The organism is Mucilaginibacter sp. UR6-11 (assembly GCF_020880695.1).
Classification (GTDB): Bacteria; Bacteroidota; Bacteroidia; order Sphingobacteriales; family Sphingobacteriaceae; genus Mucilaginibacter.
The window spans coordinates 146,188-161,432 of record NZ_JAJIWO010000004.1 but is presented as its reverse complement, the minus strand read 5'-3'; the positions used below and the strand labels follow the sequence as shown (position 1 = coordinate 161,432).

Here is a 15,245-nt window from a genome sequence, read left to right as displayed (position 1 = left end):
AAAAAGAGCCGGTTCAATCAAACAATTCCTGGCACTTCTCACAGTAGTAGGAGTGCCTTTTTGTTTTACCCGTATCCGTTTTATGGAAAGGGATCAGGTTGCGCGGGCAGATATCTTTTTCGTAAGCCTCCAGGTGTTTAATAAGTGTGCCCGCTTTACGGTATTTCAAAAACTCGCCGCTAAATTTAACCACTTCGGTTATCAGGTCCTTCAGTTTAGCATCAGGTATTTCGCCGATAACACTTTCAGGGTGCAAATGCGCGCGGAACAGCGACTCGTTTTTAATGATATTGCCCGAGCCCGAAAAGATCTTCTGATCAAGCAAGGCGTCGCAGATCATCATTTTAGGTTTGGCCTTTAGTTTTGCCAGGGCCTTATCATCATCCCATTTCCTGCTCATAATATCTGCCGACCAGTCGTACAGGTCATCCAGGGGTTCTTCAATCAATTTAATAGAGCTGATAGAAAAATTAACCTCGCCATTAGCGAACTGCATATGTAAAGAAGCATTCTTTTTAGGCCGGTCATTAATGTAATATGAACCAAATAACATTAAATGTACCCTCACCGTAAATTTAGGGAAGCAAAGCAGCGTATGCTTGCCCCAGGTTTTAATATCCTTAAGCGTTTTACCTATCAGCATATCCGCATCAAAACCTTTGGCATAGCCATTGGCATCAATTACCTTTTTGCCTTTAAACGGCAATAACTTTTCTTTTAATATTAAAATAGATGGTCCTTCGGGCATGGATTTGTTTTTTGGTTAAATGCAAAGATTGAGCCATTGTATTAGGTATAATTGTTATTTTAGGATCCTGAAACCTTATCAACCATGAAATTTAAATTTACTATTACTGCAATCTGCTGCGTTTTTTGTTTTTACCAGGGCTTTGGTCAGAAGCAAACAGTTTTTTTCTTAAAAAATTCGGGCGAAAAGGTCGATAAAATAGAGAAAGCTGATTTTTTCAGGGCCATAACCGGGCCCGATTCCGGCTCAACCTTATATAACGTTGCCGAGTATTATAAAGACAACAAACTTAAACTAATCAGTAAAACTTCAAATATTGATCCGCTATCATTTGAGGGGCAATGCATAAGCTATTACCCTACAGGAAAAAAACAAGAAATCGCCAACTATCATAACGGCCATAAAGAAGGCGAATATTATAAATATTATAAAAATGGCAAACTGTATATCCACACCATTTTTGAGCCTAAAGACCAGGATAATACTGTTGAGGTATTAATGGATTGTATTGACACCGCCGGAAAAGTTGTTTTAAAAGATGGCATTGGCTATTATATTGGTTATGATGATGATTTTAAAAATGTAAATGAAGAGGGCGGGATCAAAGCAGGCTTAAAGAACGGCCAATGGAAAGGCACCGCTAAACTGGGCGACGACAAACTTGATTTTAATGAAGAATACGACGCCGGAAAATTAATTACCGGGAAATCTGTAGACGCAGCCGGCGCAACTTATAATTATACACAGCGAAATGTACAGCCGCAATTTAAGGGAGGACTGGGGGCGTTTGGCCAGTTTTTGGGCAGCGAGATAAAATACCCGGGATGGGCAAGGATTAACCGTACCCAGGGCAAAGTATTGGTAGCGTTTGTAGTTGGAAAAGATGGTTCATTAGGCGATTTTAAGATCATACAAAATCCAAATGATCAAATGTCTGAAGAGGCTGTGCGGGTATTGAAAATGTCACCCAGGTGGACGCCGGGACTGTTTTACGGCAAAATAGCGCGGGTATCCTATACGGTCCCTATCAATTTTAAATTAAATTAATAAATGATTTTTATTGACAGCTTGTTTCGCGAAGATTGTATCGGCTTTAGCAATATTAAACACTTAGCTGGTTCACTGAAATTTCCTGCTTAACCGTATGCGCGATACATCCGTGGTAGCCGGCAGCAATATCAATGGGCGTTAAATAATAAGTTTCGCTGTTGTAGCATAATTCGTCCGCAGAAACATCAATATCCGGCAGCGGGGTATGGACCCCGGTGCCCAGGGCTTTCAGCACAGCCTCTTTGCGTGTCCAGTATTTAAAAAATTCGGTACCGGGGTCTTTCGCTGCGCGGATTTTTTGCTGTTCGTTAGCGGTAAAATAATCGTCGTAATCCAGGTCAACAGGTTTCATTACTTCGATATCGACACCCACTTTGCCGTTTAATGTGGCGCAGCCTATAACCCGGTTGCCTGAGTGTGAAATGTTAAAATCAAACCCGCCGTTAAAATACGGCCGCTGGTAATCGTTATAAACAATTTCAACCAAAGTAAGGCCGATCCCGAAATGCTTTAATAAGGCAAGGATCAACAGGTTACCCGCTACAGATAACTGGACATCCAGGTGGTTCTTTTTCAATAATAGCTGTTGCCTGATCCGGTCGGGGATAAACTCCAGCCGTTGTTGCAGCTCATCGTCGCTCCAGGGTTTAAGTATTTCGGTGTGGCAGCAAACTATCATTGTAATAATATTGTTTCATTATAAACGCGCTAAACTTTAGCCGAATTATTTTATCTGAAATATAAACAAACAATGCTTACTATTGACTGTAGTTAGCCTCAAACCAATTTATAAACTGATACCCCAAAAGTAACTATATCTATCTAATATGAATCCACTGAGTATTGTACTCGGAGCAAACCGCCCGGACCTTATCCGCGAGGAAACACTTGCTACTTTATTTGCCAAATCAGCCGTATTATATGCCGATAAAACGGCGCTTATATTTCATGATCAATCTTTATCCTATGCCGAGCTTGACCGCTGGAGCAACGCCATAGCCGAATATCTTAATAAAAAAGGCATAACCCGCGGCAGTAAAGTGGGAGTATGGTGGCAGCGTGGTTTAGAATTGCATGCAGCCATTTTAGGCATTGTAAAATCAGGCGCTACGTATGTGCCGGTAGACAGGGAAATACCCGCCGAGCGTGTTGAATTAATATTGGATGAAGTTGGTGCCGACGGGGTTTTTAGCCTGCAAAAATTAAACTCGTCATGCCCCAGGCTGCTGGTGCCGCCTATGCCCGCTTTTGGTACAATGGTTAAACTGGCCAAAGGCCCCCAACCCGATGATTGTGCGTATGTGCTTTATACATCGGGCAGTACGGGTAAGCCCAAAGGTATCCCCATCAGTCAGAAACAAATTTGCCACCTGGTCAGGTCTGAGCAAACCGTTTTTAACATCAGGGAAACTGATAAGGTTTACCAGGGCTTCTCGGTATCGTTTGATATGTGGTGTGAAGAAACCTGGATAAGCTACTTTGCCGGGGCTACGCTGTGGGTGTCTGACAATACCACTTCAAAGGCCATTGATGAACTGGGCGACGTTATCAGACAACAAAATATAACCATACTGCACGCTGTGCCAAGCCTACTGGCAGTGATGGATGATAATATAAACTCACTCAGGCTGGTTAACGCCGGCGGCGAGGCCTGTACACCACAGGTATTGGCTAAATGGGCACGCCCGGGGATAGATTTTTACAACAGCTATGGTCCTACGGAAACTACCGTAACAGCTACGATAGCGGCCTTAAATAAGGATGATAAAATTGTTATCGGCGATCCGCTGCCCAATTATAACCTGGCTGTGGTTGATGCTGATTTAAACCTGGTGCCGGTAGGCGAGGAGGGCGAACTGGTAATAACCGGCCCCGGCGTTGCTACCGGCTATGTAAAACTGCCCGAGCTTACCCGGCAAAAATTTGTGCCCAAACCAAAATCGCTGGATATGCTGCCGGGTGATATGGTATATCGCACGGGCGACGCGGCGGTGATTAATGAAAACGGAACCGTTGATTTACACGGCCGTTTTGACGACCAGATCAAGCTGCGCGGCTTCAGGATTGAGCTGGGCGAGATAGAAGTGAGGCTGAATGCCATAACCGGTGTCGCATCGGCGGTTGTTGCACTGAAAAAAGACGGCAACGGCCAGGAACAGCTGGTTGGTTACGTGGTAATGGACGGGATCAATGAGATTGAAGAAAATCTTTTCCGCATTGAACTGGCTAAAACGCTGCCATCATACATGGTGCCCGGCACCATTGTAAAGATTGATGAGATGCCCCGGATGCCAAGCGGCAAGATAAACCGCAAGGCTTTGCCGGTGCCGGCATCATTTTTGGTTGTAAGCCACCATGCGCAAAGCACCGTTGATCTGAATGCCCCGGCTGCCGACCGGATCCTTGCGGTGCTGCGCGGCATATTCCCCAATAAGGACATCACCGCCGAAATGGATTTTTTTGATGACCTGGGCGGGCACTCTTTACTGGCCGCAGGTTTTGTATCACAGCTCAGGCGTGATGCTAATTTGCCCGGTGCGTCGTTAAAAGATATTTATATTAACCGGCCGCTAAGTAATTTAATAAGCGTTTGGGAGCAGCAGCCTGAAATTAAACCCAAACCCAAAAAGGCTTATAATAAAGCGCCCCTGCACCGGTACCTGCTTTGCTGGTTTGCGCAAACGGTTTCCTTGCTGCTGATTTACGGGCTGTTTGCGTTCCAGATATTTATACCCTACCTGGGCTATTATTACGTAGACCAGGAAACCGGTAATGTGGCCTATTCTATCCTCACCTCGCTGGTGCTTTTCTCATTCATTCCGCCCATATTTACCGTTTTGTCCATAGGGGCCAAATGGCTGGTTATCGGCAAAATGAAAGAAGGCGATTACCCGTTATGGGGAAGTTATTATTTCAGATGGTGGTTTGTTAAAGCTATGCAGCGTTTGCTGCCGGCCCAGTTTTTAAACGGCACACCGTTGTACCCGACCTACCTGCGGTGGCTGGGGATCAAAATAGCCCCCGACGCCCAGATCAGCGATTTTAGTTTTGGCGCCGAGGATTTAATAACTATTGGCAGCGATGTCAGCCTGAGCTCCAAAACAAGCTTAAATAATGCCTACGTTGAGAATGGTTTGCTGAAACTGCGCCGCATTAACCTGGGCGACCATGCCTATATCGGCAGCAGCGCCGTAATATCCGGCGATGCCCATATCGAAGCCTGGGGCGAACTGCAGGATCTGAGCTTCCTGCCTGCGGGCAAAGCCATCAAACCGGGTGAGGTTTGGCAGGGTAGCCCGGCCCAGTTAAAAGAAACTAAAGATATTGCTGACCTGCCGCACCCAATTGCTGTATCGGCCGTTACCCGCCGTAAGTATAAACTGATATTTATAATGTGCATGATGATGTTCCCGCTGATCATCTTACTGCCGTTGCTGCCTACTGTCATCGCCATAAACCGTATGGATAATGCCGCACCCGATTATAACTTTAATTATATAGTGCACGTGCCCCTGCTGGCTATACTTTATATCCTGCTGTTTATGTTTGAAACCATAGTGCTTACCCGCCTGCTGCAGCGCGGTATCAAGCCCGGCAGGTATTCTGTTTACAGTACGTTTTATGTGCGTAAATGGTTTGCAGATCAGCTGATGTCATTAAGCCTGATTGTTATGCACCCTATTTATGCTACGGTGTATGTGGCAACCTATTTCAGATTGTTGGGCGCCAAGATCGGTAGCAATACCGAAATATCGACCGCAAGCAGCGTTACGCACCCGTTACTTGAAATTGGCGACGGCGCTTTTGTTGCCGATGCAGTTACCCTTGGCGAAGCCGATGTGAGGGCGCAGGAGCTCATCTTAAGCACCACTACCATCGGTAACAACAGCTTTGTAGGAAACAGCGCGCTCATCCCGCAGGGGTATCACCTGGACAGTGATATGCTGATCGGTGTGCTGTCTACCCCGCCGGACGAAAAGCAATTGGAAAATAACACTGCCCGCGACTGGTTTGGCTCGCCGGCTATACCGTTACCGCGCCGGCAGGAAAGTACACCGTTTGACGACAAGCTCACCATCCATCCCAGCAACTACCGCAAGTTTGCCCGGGGATTGGTGGAGTTCATCCGCATTATCCTGCCCGAGAGCGCCATTATTTGTTTTTCGATATTCTTTATCGCTTATGCGCACGATTTGCTGGTAGACGACCCTTTATGGAAGATCATCCTGTTATTTCCGTTCTACTACCTGTTTTTTATGGGGATCCCGGCGTTTTTAGTGCCGCTGGTATTAAAGTGGGTGCTGATTGGAAGATACAAGGCGCAGCAAAAACCCATGTGGAGCTGGGCCGTTTGGAAAAGCGAAGCTGTTACTTCAACTTACGAAGCATTGGCCATACCGTTTTTCCTGGATTATTTGCAGGGCACCCCGTGGCTGCCGCCGGTAATGCGGCTGATGGGCGTAAAAATTGGTAAACGTGTATGGCTGAACACCACCGATATTACCGAGTTTGACATGGTAACCATCCACGATGACGCCGCCCTTAACCAGGATTGCGGCCCGCAAACCCACTTGTTTGAAGACAGGGTAATGAAGGTGGGCCCGGTAAAAATAGGCGCCCGCAGCAGTATAGGCGCGGGTACTATTATTTTATATGACAGCGAACTGGGCGACGATACCAGCATTGAGGCACTCTCACTGGTTATGAAAGGCGAGCGCCTGTCGCCGGGAACAGACTGGATCGGCAGCCCGGTGAAACCGGCGTGATAGATGTGCAGATGTGTGGATGTGCAGATGTGCGGATGTGCGGATGTGCAAATATGCAAATGAATTTAACAGGTATCAAAATAGCTGCACGCAGCTGCATATTTCGACATTATTAAATAATCCGCATATTTGCACATTAATAAATAATCTGCACATCCGCACATCTGCATATTTGCACATTAATTATAAATACGATATCCCCGTATAATCAATATGGCCGTACATCACAGGTTCAAACCCTTCGTCTGCCAGTTCGCAGCTTACTATCATGGAGGTAAAAATGGCATCGCCAAAAATATTGGCTATGGCGGTATCAGCGGCGTCACGGCCGGTGGCTATTTTAACCATGCCGTTTAAGGGCACCAGTTTGGTAGCATCAAACAAAATCCACTCGCCGCCTAAATAAGCCTCAAAGCAGGCATGAAAATCGGCCGGCTTAAGCTGGTAGGCGTAACCCGTAAAATACCTCGCAGGGATGGTCAGCGCGCGGCACAGCGCGATACCCAGGTGTGCAAAATCACGGCATACGCCCGCCTGCTCGGTAACCGTATCAAACGCCGAGGTTTGTGCATTAGTTGACCCGCTCAGGTATTGAACATTGCGATAGATCCAGTCTGTAAGTGCAATAACCTGCGTAAACGGGTTTACAATGTTCCCGAACATGTTATTTGCCAAACGGTATAATTTATCAGACTGGCAGTAACGGCTTGGGTACAGGTAAGGCATTATTGACGGGTCAAACTGCGATACCGGCACTTCGGCATGGTTCTCATAATCAACAATTTTAATACAATTGTCAACCGTAGCTTTATAGGATACTTTATAGGTACCGGGCTGACGAATATCCAGCCTCACCAGGCGGTTCTCGCCGGTAACGGTTACCAGCTCTTCTGATTTTAAATAAGGGCTTATGGTAAATTCTTCGCTCAGGACTGTTTGATGCGGTGTTCGTAGCGCGTTGATGTTTAAAATCAAGGTACTCGCCGACTTTACTTTATATTCCATCTCGGTGAATACATCGAATTTCATACGGTATAATTTTTATTTTAGTTTGTCCAGTTTATCAAATGCTACATTCATCCAGTCCTCGGATACATGTTCTAATGCTGCCTTCAGTTCCTCGGCCCATTGGGTCGAGATGCTTTCCAGGTCTTTTTTCTCATACCGTTGCTGTATAATGTTAAAGCTGTCTTTTTTATAGATGGCCACATCAATCGGGAAATCCACGTTGTTTGAGCTTACCCTAGTCGAGTCGAACGATAAAAATCCAACCTTCAGCGCCAGCCGCAAGCCTGAATCCTCATTCAGCGTCCGGTTCAGTATGGGTTTGCCGTGACCGGAGTTGCCAATGATTATAAAAGGTGCACCCTGTCCTAACTCAACCCAGTTTCCTTCCGGATATAGTAAAAAAAGCTTGTGTTCCTCGTCATCCTTCAGCTGCCCGCCTATAATGGTATGCAGATCAAAATTGAAGCCAGCTTTCTCTAATGATTCTTTATCTTCTTTAACTACCCTTTTTACCTGTTCGCCAAACGCGTTTACGGCTTTATAGAGCTTATTGTATTCGGTTGTATCTAATAATTCTTTAAAATATACAATGGCCTTGTCCCTGGTTGAGCGCAGGCCGCTTGTCATGATAAAAAGCGAAAAACCGTCTTTTTGTTCTATCGAAATTTTCTTTTTTACCGTTGTATCAGTTCCGGAGGTGATCCGGGTATCAGCAATAGCAAGCAGTCCTTCTTTAACCTTTATTCCGAGGCAGTAAGTCATATCAATAATTAAGAATGTATGGTTGGCAAAGTAAATAAATAATGAGGAGTAACCCGTAATAAATAGCTAAAAATTGTTGGATGTTTAATTAACATCATCTCATCAAAATAATTAATTTAGCGGCTTATGCGCCTTTACTATAAATACCCTAAAAAGATGGCGCTTATTAAATGAAGCTATTTTACACCGTCTTCGGTTTAATTATCGGGCTATTATGTAGCCAAAGCCTTCATGCACAGCATAATCGTAATATACCCCTGGTCAAGATCCGCACGGACAGCACGTCCCAAAAAATAAAAAAAGATACCACGGTACTGTCACAAAAGGGCACCCCCCAAACAGATATTTACGAAATAATTGGCCGGATCTTCCATAAAAACGCCGCCCCGGCTGACGACTCCATTACCTCGGCGCCGGTAATTTCCATTGTCCCGGCAATCGGCTACACCCTGGTGTCAAAGCTGGCGGCTGTCTTGTCGGGTAACGTGGCTTTCCGTACGGGCCCGAATTCGCGCGTGTCAACTGCGGTGGCAAGTATCTCGTACACCCAGAATAAACAGTTTAGCGTGCCTATACAAACCAGTATCTGGAGCAGGAACAACAAGTTTAATTATATTGGCGATTACCGGTTCTATAAATATCCGCAAAGCACCTTTGGCCTGGGCAGCAGCTCGACCATGGCCAATGAGGACCCGATGGATTATAATTTTTTCCGTTTTTATGAAACAGCATACCGGCGCATTACCGGTAACTGGTATGCCGGCATAGGTTATTTGTTTGATGACCATTATCACATATCTGATAAAGGTAATACCAACGGCACCGTAGCTGATTATGCTTTGTATGGCAGGTCAACCCATTCTGTAGCTTCCGGATTTACCTTCAGTACTTTTTATGATTCAAGGGATAACGGCATTAACCCGGCAAAAGGCAGTTATGCCTCTTTGCAGTACCGCAGTAGTGTAAAGGTGCTGGGCAGCACCAGCAGCTGGCAGTCGTTAATGGTTGATGCGCGTAAATATTTTAAATTTCCGGCAGGCTCTGATAATGTTATCGCGCTTTGGAACTTCGACTGGATCATATTAAATGGCAGCCCGGGTTACCTGGACCTGCCCAGCGTAGGATGGGACGCCAACTCTGCAACCGGCCGGGGTTATATCCAGGGCCGGTTCAGGGGCGCACAAATGATCTATGCCGAAGCCGAGTATCGGTTCAGGATATTGGCAAACGGCCTTATCGGCGGCGTTGTTTTTGTTAATGCCGAATCATTTTCGGCCGCGCAGGGCACCCGTTTACAGGCTATACAACCGGCCTTTGGCCCGGGTTTACGTATAAAACTTAATAAAGTATCAAAAACCAGTATTGCTTTTGATTATGGCTTTGGCACACAAGGCTCAAAAGGCTTATTTATTGATGTTGGCGAAGCATTTTAACTAACAGTTTATTTTAGGAGATTAAACAGAAATATAAGCAGCTGTTTAAATAATATAATTAATGCAATCAGTACCTTAGCTATGCCAAATAATAACATGAAGATCCTTTTTTTTTCAAGGCTGAATTCTCCTTACCGGCCTGCCTTTCGCAGTTATAGTACATTTCAGAATTTAAAAACCGTAAAAATAGTTAGCCTGATTTATTTTTTAATGAATATCTCATTGAGGCTCATCATTATTACTTATGATCTGCCGGTTCAAAGTATGCGGAACTATGCGGAGTTTAATGATGCCAATATTATTTCATCCATCATTGCCCCGATTTTTTGTTTGGGGAGCATGGTGTTGATAAAGCGATTTGAACAAGGTAAGCCGCTAAATTATGTGGGCCCTGTTTTTGTCGTTTTGTTCGCGCTGTTTATTATGATATCCGGTATGCGCAGTACGTTTTTTGCCATGCATAATCCCCGTAATACATTGGTGATGTATTTAGCGGGACTGGTAATAACGGGGGTGTTTTTTACTTTTGAATATTTTGAGACAGCTATACTTACGCTGGTAACGGCAATCTGTTTTTCGCTGCTGATCCCATATTACCAGGCAGAATACAGTGAGATCTTTTTGAATAACCTGGCATCACTGATATTGCTAACCATCTTTTTTTGTATTTCCAGGTTTGCATTTTCAAACAGGGCAGATAATTTTTTGAAGCTGGAAGCAATTAAAGAGAAAAATTTAGAGATTGAAACCGCCAGTAAATTAAAAAACGAGATATTAGGTATTGTTGCGCATGATCTGCGGAATCCGCTAACAGCTATCAGGACCCTGGCAGGGATGATGGAGGAGGACCCGACGATTAATGCCGATAACCAGGAAAACGTCCAGATGATAAAAATGTCATGCGATAAGGCTACCTCTATTATCAATGATCTTATTGAAACGGCCCATAACGATAAAGAGAATGTTTTTGATATTGAGGAGGTTGAGCTTAATCAATACCTGTTAAAAATAGTTGATGAATGGGCCAAGGATAAAACCGGCCATACCAATATACTATATTACGGCACCAGCCAGCCCATTTTTACCCATATTAATATGGAGAAGATGCAGCGGGTTATGGATAACCTGATCAGCAATGCCATAAAATTCTCGGGCGATAGCGACCACATCGAGATCAGGCTGCGCGATGCGGACGGGCAGATTTTTATTGATGTAAAAGACTTTGGCATGGGCATACCCGAGAAACTGTTGCCTTACATTTTCGACCGGTTTTCAAGAGCCAGCCGCCGCGGCATACGTGGCGAAGAATCAGTAGGGTTGGGATTAAGTATAGTAAAGCAGATTGTAGAAAAACACGGTGGCAGCATAACCGTAATAAGTACTGAAAAGCAGGGTACCACGTTTACTATACATATGACCCCCGTAAGGCATAATAACACCGAAAAACAACGATAATATGCGACAGGCCCAGCTATTAACACTTGATGATATTAAGACACTGGTTAATACCTTTTATGACCGGATAAGAACGGACGAATTACTGGCCCCCGTTTTTAATGAACGCATACAGGATAAATGGCCGCAGCATTTAGAGAAAATGTACCGGTTCTGGCAAACCGTGCTGCTGGGCGAACATACCTATTTAGGCAGCCCGTTTCCGCCGCATGCCCAGCTGCCGGTTGGGCATGAGCACTTTGCAACCTGGCTGGCGCTGTTCAATAAAACTGTTGACGAATTGTTTACCGGCATCAAAGCCGAGGAAGCCAAATGGCGCGCCGCCAAAATGGCCGAAATGTTTGAGGCCAAAATATCCCACGCCCGTAATAACCCTTTTAATATTTTATAAACTGATGGAAAACGAAGCGCTTTGCGACCATTTGCAAAATGTCAGCGAAATTATACCGCCAAAGGATTATGTATGTGAAGAATGTATAAAAGCCGGCGGCAGTTGGGTACACCTGCGTACCTGCCAAACCTGTGGCATAACCTTATGCTGTGACAGCTCGCCTAAAAAACACATGACGGCACATTACCATGCAACCGGCCATCCGGTAATCAGCTCTGCCGAGCCCGGCGAGCAGTGGTTATGGTGCTATAAGGATGACGCATTTGCAGAATATTGATCAAAATAAACAGGGAGGCTTTGTTGCCCTGCCTGACGCCAATCATTTTGATCTTTACCCGGCCGCGGGTGATCCAAATCCCTGATCCATTTATCAGGATTTAATGCTTTTGCAATTATTTGATTATCAATATATTGATTTAAAATTAAACGTAAAAATACTGACGAATAGGTCTGATCCAAAGTGATCCACTCTGGTTATTCAACAAGTTAATTATCAATAAGTTAAGCAGAAATAGTGATCCAACTGATCCACCTGATCCATATTTATCCGGATCACCTGTACGTGTAATAGCTATGCCGGTAGCCGGACTGCCGGCATAGCTAACTCAGCTTAAACCGCCGACTTTAACAGGCCACCCTCGGCACGGATAGCTGCGCCATTGGTTGCCGCCGCCAGCGGGCTTGATAAGTAGACGATCATGTTGGCCACCTCGTCCGTTGTTAAAAACCGCTGGATGATGGAGGTAGGGCGCATGGTTTTAAAGAAATCGCTCTCAATTTCTTCAGTCGTTTTATTTTGATTCTTAGCCAGGTTATCAATAAACCCGCCAACGCCTTCAGACAGGGTAGGGCCGGGCAATACCGAGTTTACGGTGACATTGGTGCCTTTGGTTAATTCTGCCAGTCCGCGGGCTACGGCCAGCTGCGCGGTCTTGGTCATGCCGTAATGGATCATTTCTGACGGGATCTGGATGGCCGATTCGCTGGAAATAAAGATGATGCGTCCCCAGTTTTTGGCAATCATTTTGTCAAAATACGCTCTTGAAAGCCTGATGCCACTCAGTACATTGACCTCATAAAACTTTAACCAGTCTTCGTCGGGGATATCCGCAAAAGCCTTAGGCTCAAAGATCGCCACATTGTTGATCAGGATATCCACTTCCGGGATTTGTTTGATCAGGCCGGCTACCTGGTCCTTATCGGCAAAGTCGGCAATTACACCGGTTACTTCGGGGTTGCCGGTGGCTTCAATAATGCTTTTAACCGCTGCATCCACACGCTCCTGCGTACGGCCGTTAATGATCACTTTGGCGCCCTCGGCGGCTAATAGCCTGGCCGTTGCATAGCCGATACCAGCTGTTGAGCCCGATACCAGCGCTATTTTATTTTTCAGTTGTAAGTCCATGTTTTATTGTTCGTTAGCAGGGAAATCGGCGCCCACGGTTGTTTCTTCCCAGGCGTCGTAATCTTTTTTCAATACGTCCAGTTTGTTGCGTGCGCCCTTTAAAGCGGCCACGCCCAACAACAGGTGCAGGGGTGGATGCTCGGCGGCCACCGCTTTTACAATAGCTTTTGCAGCACGTTCGGGATCGCCTGGTTGTTTGCCGCTATAGCCGCGGATGGCCTGCTTATTGGCCTCGGCGGTATCCTTATAATCGTCAATTACGATCTTACTGTTATTTGCCGACCGGCCCGCCCAGTCGGTACGGAAACCGCTTGGGTTAACCACGGTAACTTTGATGCCCAGCGGTGCGGTTTCTTTGGCCAACGCTTCCGAATAACCATCAACAGCAAATTTGGTGGCATTGTAGAACCCCACACCCGGGAAGCCAACCAACCCGCCGATAGAAGCAATATTTACGATATGGCCGCTGCGCCGGGCACGCATAACTGGCAGCACCTCATTGGTAACATGCGCCAGCCCCCAGAAGTTTATTTCAAACATACGGCGCACTTCGGCTTCTTCGCTTTCTTCAATCGCGCCAAAATAGCCTATACCGGCATTGTTTACCAATACATCTATCTGCCCAAATTTGTCTTTTACTTCTTTTACTGCCGATTTTATTTCGCCGTCATTTGTTACATCCAGCTTTACAGCTATGGCTGTTTCGGGGTAGGCATCAACGATATCCTGCACGTCAGCAATATTGCGGGACGCCACGCCGGCCCGGTAGCCGGCTTTCAGCACTTCTTTAGCCAGTTCCCGGCCGAAACCGGTTGAACAGCCTGTTATTAACCAAACTTTACTCATTATTTCAAAACGATTTAATTGTTACTCAAAATAACAGCACAGGGTTGAATTGTTTGTCATGCCTGTGTTTTAATCATCTCTTCGCAAAGTCATTAAACAGAAAAGGGCGGACACCTTTAAGTGTCCGCCCTTTTCTGTAAAGAGAATGTTTTTAGTTTCCCGGATTGTCATCTGGTGTGCCCATAACCTTGTAGGCTTTTTTGCCATCCTGGTCAAGTACTTCCTGATAGTAGAAATCATCCGGCGAAACATAGTATAACTGTCCGCCGATCTTTATTTTACGGCTGTCAGACGGAAGGCTGTAAAACAGGTCGCCAATCTCAGGCATCGCTACCGATGACTGATTGTTTTGCTGCGGGGCAGCATTCTCAGGCCCGGTATAACCGTCGTTTTGAGGTGCATAACCATTGTCAGGGCTTGAGTAGGTGTCTAACTGTCCGTCTTTACCTGCAACCTGGTATACCACGCTGCCGTCATCCCTGGTTACGGGCATATAATAAACGCCGTTGAGCTCATAATACTGCTGTCCATTTATAGTTATTGACTGGGCGTTAGCCGGTAACGAATTTACCGCTGCACCTATAGGTGGCTCAACTACGGTATATTGATCATTGTTTTGCTGATAGAAATAACCGCCATAGTAATAAAACTGAGCATCGCCCCAATAGAATGGATAATAGCCGTAAGGTAAAATACTCAGGCTAAAACCTAAACGGGGGTAATAAGCGCTCCTGTAAAAACCACGGTTGTAGAAATATCCGCCGCGATTGCTCCATGGGCTGTAACGATAACCGTAGCTACGGCCACCATAACCGCCTGCATAATAATGTCCGCCTCTTGAAAAACCGCCACGTATTGATGACCCGTAACCGCCACGATAACCGGTGGCTACACCGCCTCTTCTAAAGGTACCACCACTGTATGATCCGCCTCTGCTATAAGCACTTCCGCGTTGAAAACCTGATACACCCGGCGAGCTAAAACCGTTGGTAGTACGGCCGCGCGAAAAGCTGCTGCCGCCTGCGAACCCGCTGTTACCACGGGAGAAACTTCCACCACCGCTTATACGGCTGCCGCCAGAGAACCCGCCAGCGCTGCGGCCGCTTGAAAAACTTCCGCCGCCACCACCGTGAAAGCCTCCGCCACCACCGCCGCCGCTGCCACGACTAAAACCTCCGCCACCGCCGCCTGAATGTCCGCCACCACGTTGAGCATTAGCCGGAACAGTCAAAAACAAGCATACTAGTCCGCTCAAGCCTGTTAACACTAAATACTGAAATATCCTTTTCATAATTTTGTTTTTTAATAATTAGCCAGCTTTGCTGCTGTTATAGATATAGACTAAAAATTTACAAACGGTTTAATAGGGATACAAATATAT

At 45.8% G+C, this 15,245-nt stretch carries 13 protein-coding genes; 6 read left to right on the top strand and 7 right to left on the bottom strand.

Annotated elements, in window-relative coordinates; all coding sequences use genetic code 11:
- Positions 1 to 13: 13 nt before the first annotated feature.
- Positions 14 to 748: a DNA-formamidopyrimidine glycosylase family protein gene (locus LJ658_RS11555; protein ID WP_230546665.1), complete on the bottom strand. Its 735-nt coding sequence runs from the start codon at positions 746 to 748 to the stop codon at positions 14 to 16.
- Between the two features lie 84 nt (positions 749 to 832).
- Here LJ658_RS11555 and LJ658_RS11550 point away from each other — a divergent pair, with 84 nt between their 5' ends.
- On the top strand, positions 833 to 1,795 hold the full coding sequence (locus LJ658_RS11550; RefSeq protein WP_230546664.1) for an energy transducer TonB: 963 nt from the start codon (positions 833 to 835) through the stop codon (positions 1,793 to 1,795).
- Positions 1,796 to 1,850: 55 nt separating this feature from the next.
- On the opposite strand, the gene LJ658_RS11545 is transcribed toward LJ658_RS11550, so the two are convergent.
- Entirely contained in the window at positions 1,851 to 2,477 is a 627-nt protein-coding gene (locus LJ658_RS11545) for a 4'-phosphopantetheinyl transferase superfamily protein (protein ID WP_230546663.1), read from the bottom strand.
- A gap of 148 nt (positions 2,478 to 2,625) precedes the next feature.
- On the opposite strand from LJ658_RS11545, the gene LJ658_RS11540 reads away from it, so the two are divergent.
- On the top strand, positions 2,626 to 6,564 hold the full coding sequence (locus tag LJ658_RS11540; protein WP_230546662.1) for a Pls/PosA family non-ribosomal peptide synthetase: 3,939 nt from the start codon (positions 2,626 to 2,628) through the stop codon (positions 6,562 to 6,564).
- Between the two features lie 183 nt (positions 6,565 to 6,747).
- On the opposite strand, the gene LJ658_RS11535 is transcribed toward LJ658_RS11540, so the two are convergent.
- Positions 6,748 to 7,593: a transglutaminase family protein gene (locus LJ658_RS11535; protein WP_230546661.1), complete on the bottom strand. Its 846-nt coding sequence runs from the start codon at positions 7,591 to 7,593 to the stop codon at positions 6,748 to 6,750.
- Between the two features lie 12 nt (positions 7,594 to 7,605).
- Positions 7,606 to 8,334 carry a peptidase gene (locus tag LJ658_RS11530; protein ID WP_230546660.1) on the bottom strand — a complete coding sequence of 243 codons (729 nt, stop codon included), beginning with the start codon at positions 8,332 to 8,334 and terminating at the stop codon, positions 7,606 to 7,608.
- Positions 8,335 to 8,504: 170 nt separating this feature from the next.
- On the opposite strand from LJ658_RS11530, the gene LJ658_RS11525 reads away from it, so the two are divergent.
- The 4 genes from LJ658_RS11525 to LJ658_RS11510 all read left to right on the top strand — a co-directional run bounded on the left by LJ658_RS11525 (position 8,505) and on the right by LJ658_RS11510 (position 11,890).
- Complete coding sequence (locus LJ658_RS11525; protein WP_230546659.1) at positions 8,505 to 9,767, top strand: BamA/TamA family outer membrane protein; 1,263 nt, start codon at positions 8,505 to 8,507, stop codon at positions 9,765 to 9,767.
- A gap of 210 nt (positions 9,768 to 9,977) precedes the next feature.
- Positions 9,978 to 11,222, top strand: coding sequence for a sensor histidine kinase KdpD (locus LJ658_RS11520; RefSeq protein WP_230546658.1), 1,245 nt, complete (start codon positions 9,978 to 9,980; stop codon positions 11,220 to 11,222).
- 1 nt (position 11,223) lies between these two features.
- Positions 11,224 to 11,613 (top strand): group III truncated hemoglobin, encoded by a 390-nt coding sequence (locus LJ658_RS11515; RefSeq protein ID WP_230546657.1) that lies wholly within the window; start codon positions 11,224 to 11,226, stop codon positions 11,611 to 11,613.
- A 4-nt stretch (positions 11,614 to 11,617) separates the two neighbouring features.
- Positions 11,618 to 11,890, top strand: coding sequence for a UBP-type zinc finger domain-containing protein (locus LJ658_RS11510; RefSeq protein ID WP_230546656.1), 273 nt, complete (start codon positions 11,618 to 11,620; stop codon positions 11,888 to 11,890).
- A gap of 333 nt (positions 11,891 to 12,223) precedes the next feature.
- Here the strand turns inward: LJ658_RS11510 and LJ658_RS11505 are convergent, their stop codons facing one another.
- From LJ658_RS11505 to LJ658_RS11495, 3 genes are all read right to left on the bottom strand, one after another.
- Positions 12,224 to 13,018: an SDR family NAD(P)-dependent oxidoreductase gene (locus LJ658_RS11505; protein WP_230546655.1), complete on the bottom strand. Its 795-nt coding sequence runs from the start codon at positions 13,016 to 13,018 to the stop codon at positions 12,224 to 12,226.
- A gap of 3 nt (positions 13,019 to 13,021) precedes the next feature.
- Positions 13,022 to 13,864 carry an oxidoreductase gene (locus tag LJ658_RS11500; RefSeq protein WP_230546654.1) on the bottom strand — a complete coding sequence of 281 codons (843 nt, stop codon included), beginning with the start codon at positions 13,862 to 13,864 and terminating at the stop codon, positions 13,022 to 13,024.
- A gap of 151 nt (positions 13,865 to 14,015) precedes the next feature.
- On the bottom strand, positions 14,016 to 15,155 hold the full coding sequence (locus tag LJ658_RS11495) for a DUF6515 family protein (RefSeq protein WP_230546871.1): 1,140 nt from the start codon (positions 15,153 to 15,155) through the stop codon (positions 14,016 to 14,018).
- Positions 15,156 to 15,245 lie beyond the last annotated feature (90 nt).

What these genes read in the sequence shown, in the direction of transcription:
- LJ658_RS11530 (WP_230546660.1), bottom strand. Translation starts at nt 8,334, where the DNA reads ATGACTTACTGCCTCGGAATAAAGGTTAAAGAAGGACTGCTTGCTATT.
- LJ658_RS11500 (WP_230546654.1), bottom strand. Translation starts at nt 13,864, where the DNA reads ATGAGTAAAGTTTGGTTAATAACAGGCTGTTCAACCGGTTTCGGCCGG.
- LJ658_RS11535 (WP_230546661.1), bottom strand. Translation starts at nt 7,593, where the DNA reads ATGAAATTCGATGTATTCACCGAGATGGAATATAAAGTAAAGTCGGCG.
- LJ658_RS11495 (WP_230546871.1), bottom strand. Translation starts at nt 15,155, where the DNA reads ATGAAAAGGATATTTCAGTATTTAGTGTTAACAGGCTTGAGCGGACTA.
- LJ658_RS11525 (WP_230546659.1), top strand. Translation starts at nt 8,505, where the DNA reads ATGAAGCTATTTTACACCGTCTTCGGTTTAATTATCGGGCTATTATGT.
- LJ658_RS11505 (WP_230546655.1), bottom strand. Translation starts at nt 13,018, where the DNA reads ATGGACTTACAACTGAAAAATAAAATAGCGCTGGTATCGGGCTCAACA.
- LJ658_RS11555 (WP_230546665.1), bottom strand. Translation starts at nt 748, where the DNA reads ATGCCCGAAGGACCATCTATTTTAATATTAAAAGAAAAGTTATTGCCG.
- LJ658_RS11515 (WP_230546657.1), top strand. Translation starts at nt 11,224, where the DNA reads ATGCGACAGGCCCAGCTATTAACACTTGATGATATTAAGACACTGGTT.
- LJ658_RS11510 (WP_230546656.1), top strand. Translation starts at nt 11,618, where the DNA reads ATGGAAAACGAAGCGCTTTGCGACCATTTGCAAAATGTCAGCGAAATT.
- LJ658_RS11540 (WP_230546662.1), top strand. Translation starts at nt 2,626, where the DNA reads ATGAATCCACTGAGTATTGTACTCGGAGCAAACCGCCCGGACCTTATC.
- LJ658_RS11550 (WP_230546664.1), top strand. Translation starts at nt 833, where the DNA reads ATGAAATTTAAATTTACTATTACTGCAATCTGCTGCGTTTTTTGTTTT.
- LJ658_RS11545 (WP_230546663.1), bottom strand. Translation starts at nt 2,477, where the DNA reads ATGATAGTTTGCTGCCACACCGAAATACTTAAACCCTGGAGCGACGAT.
- LJ658_RS11520 (WP_230546658.1), top strand. Translation starts at nt 9,978, where the DNA reads ATGAATATCTCATTGAGGCTCATCATTATTACTTATGATCTGCCGGTT.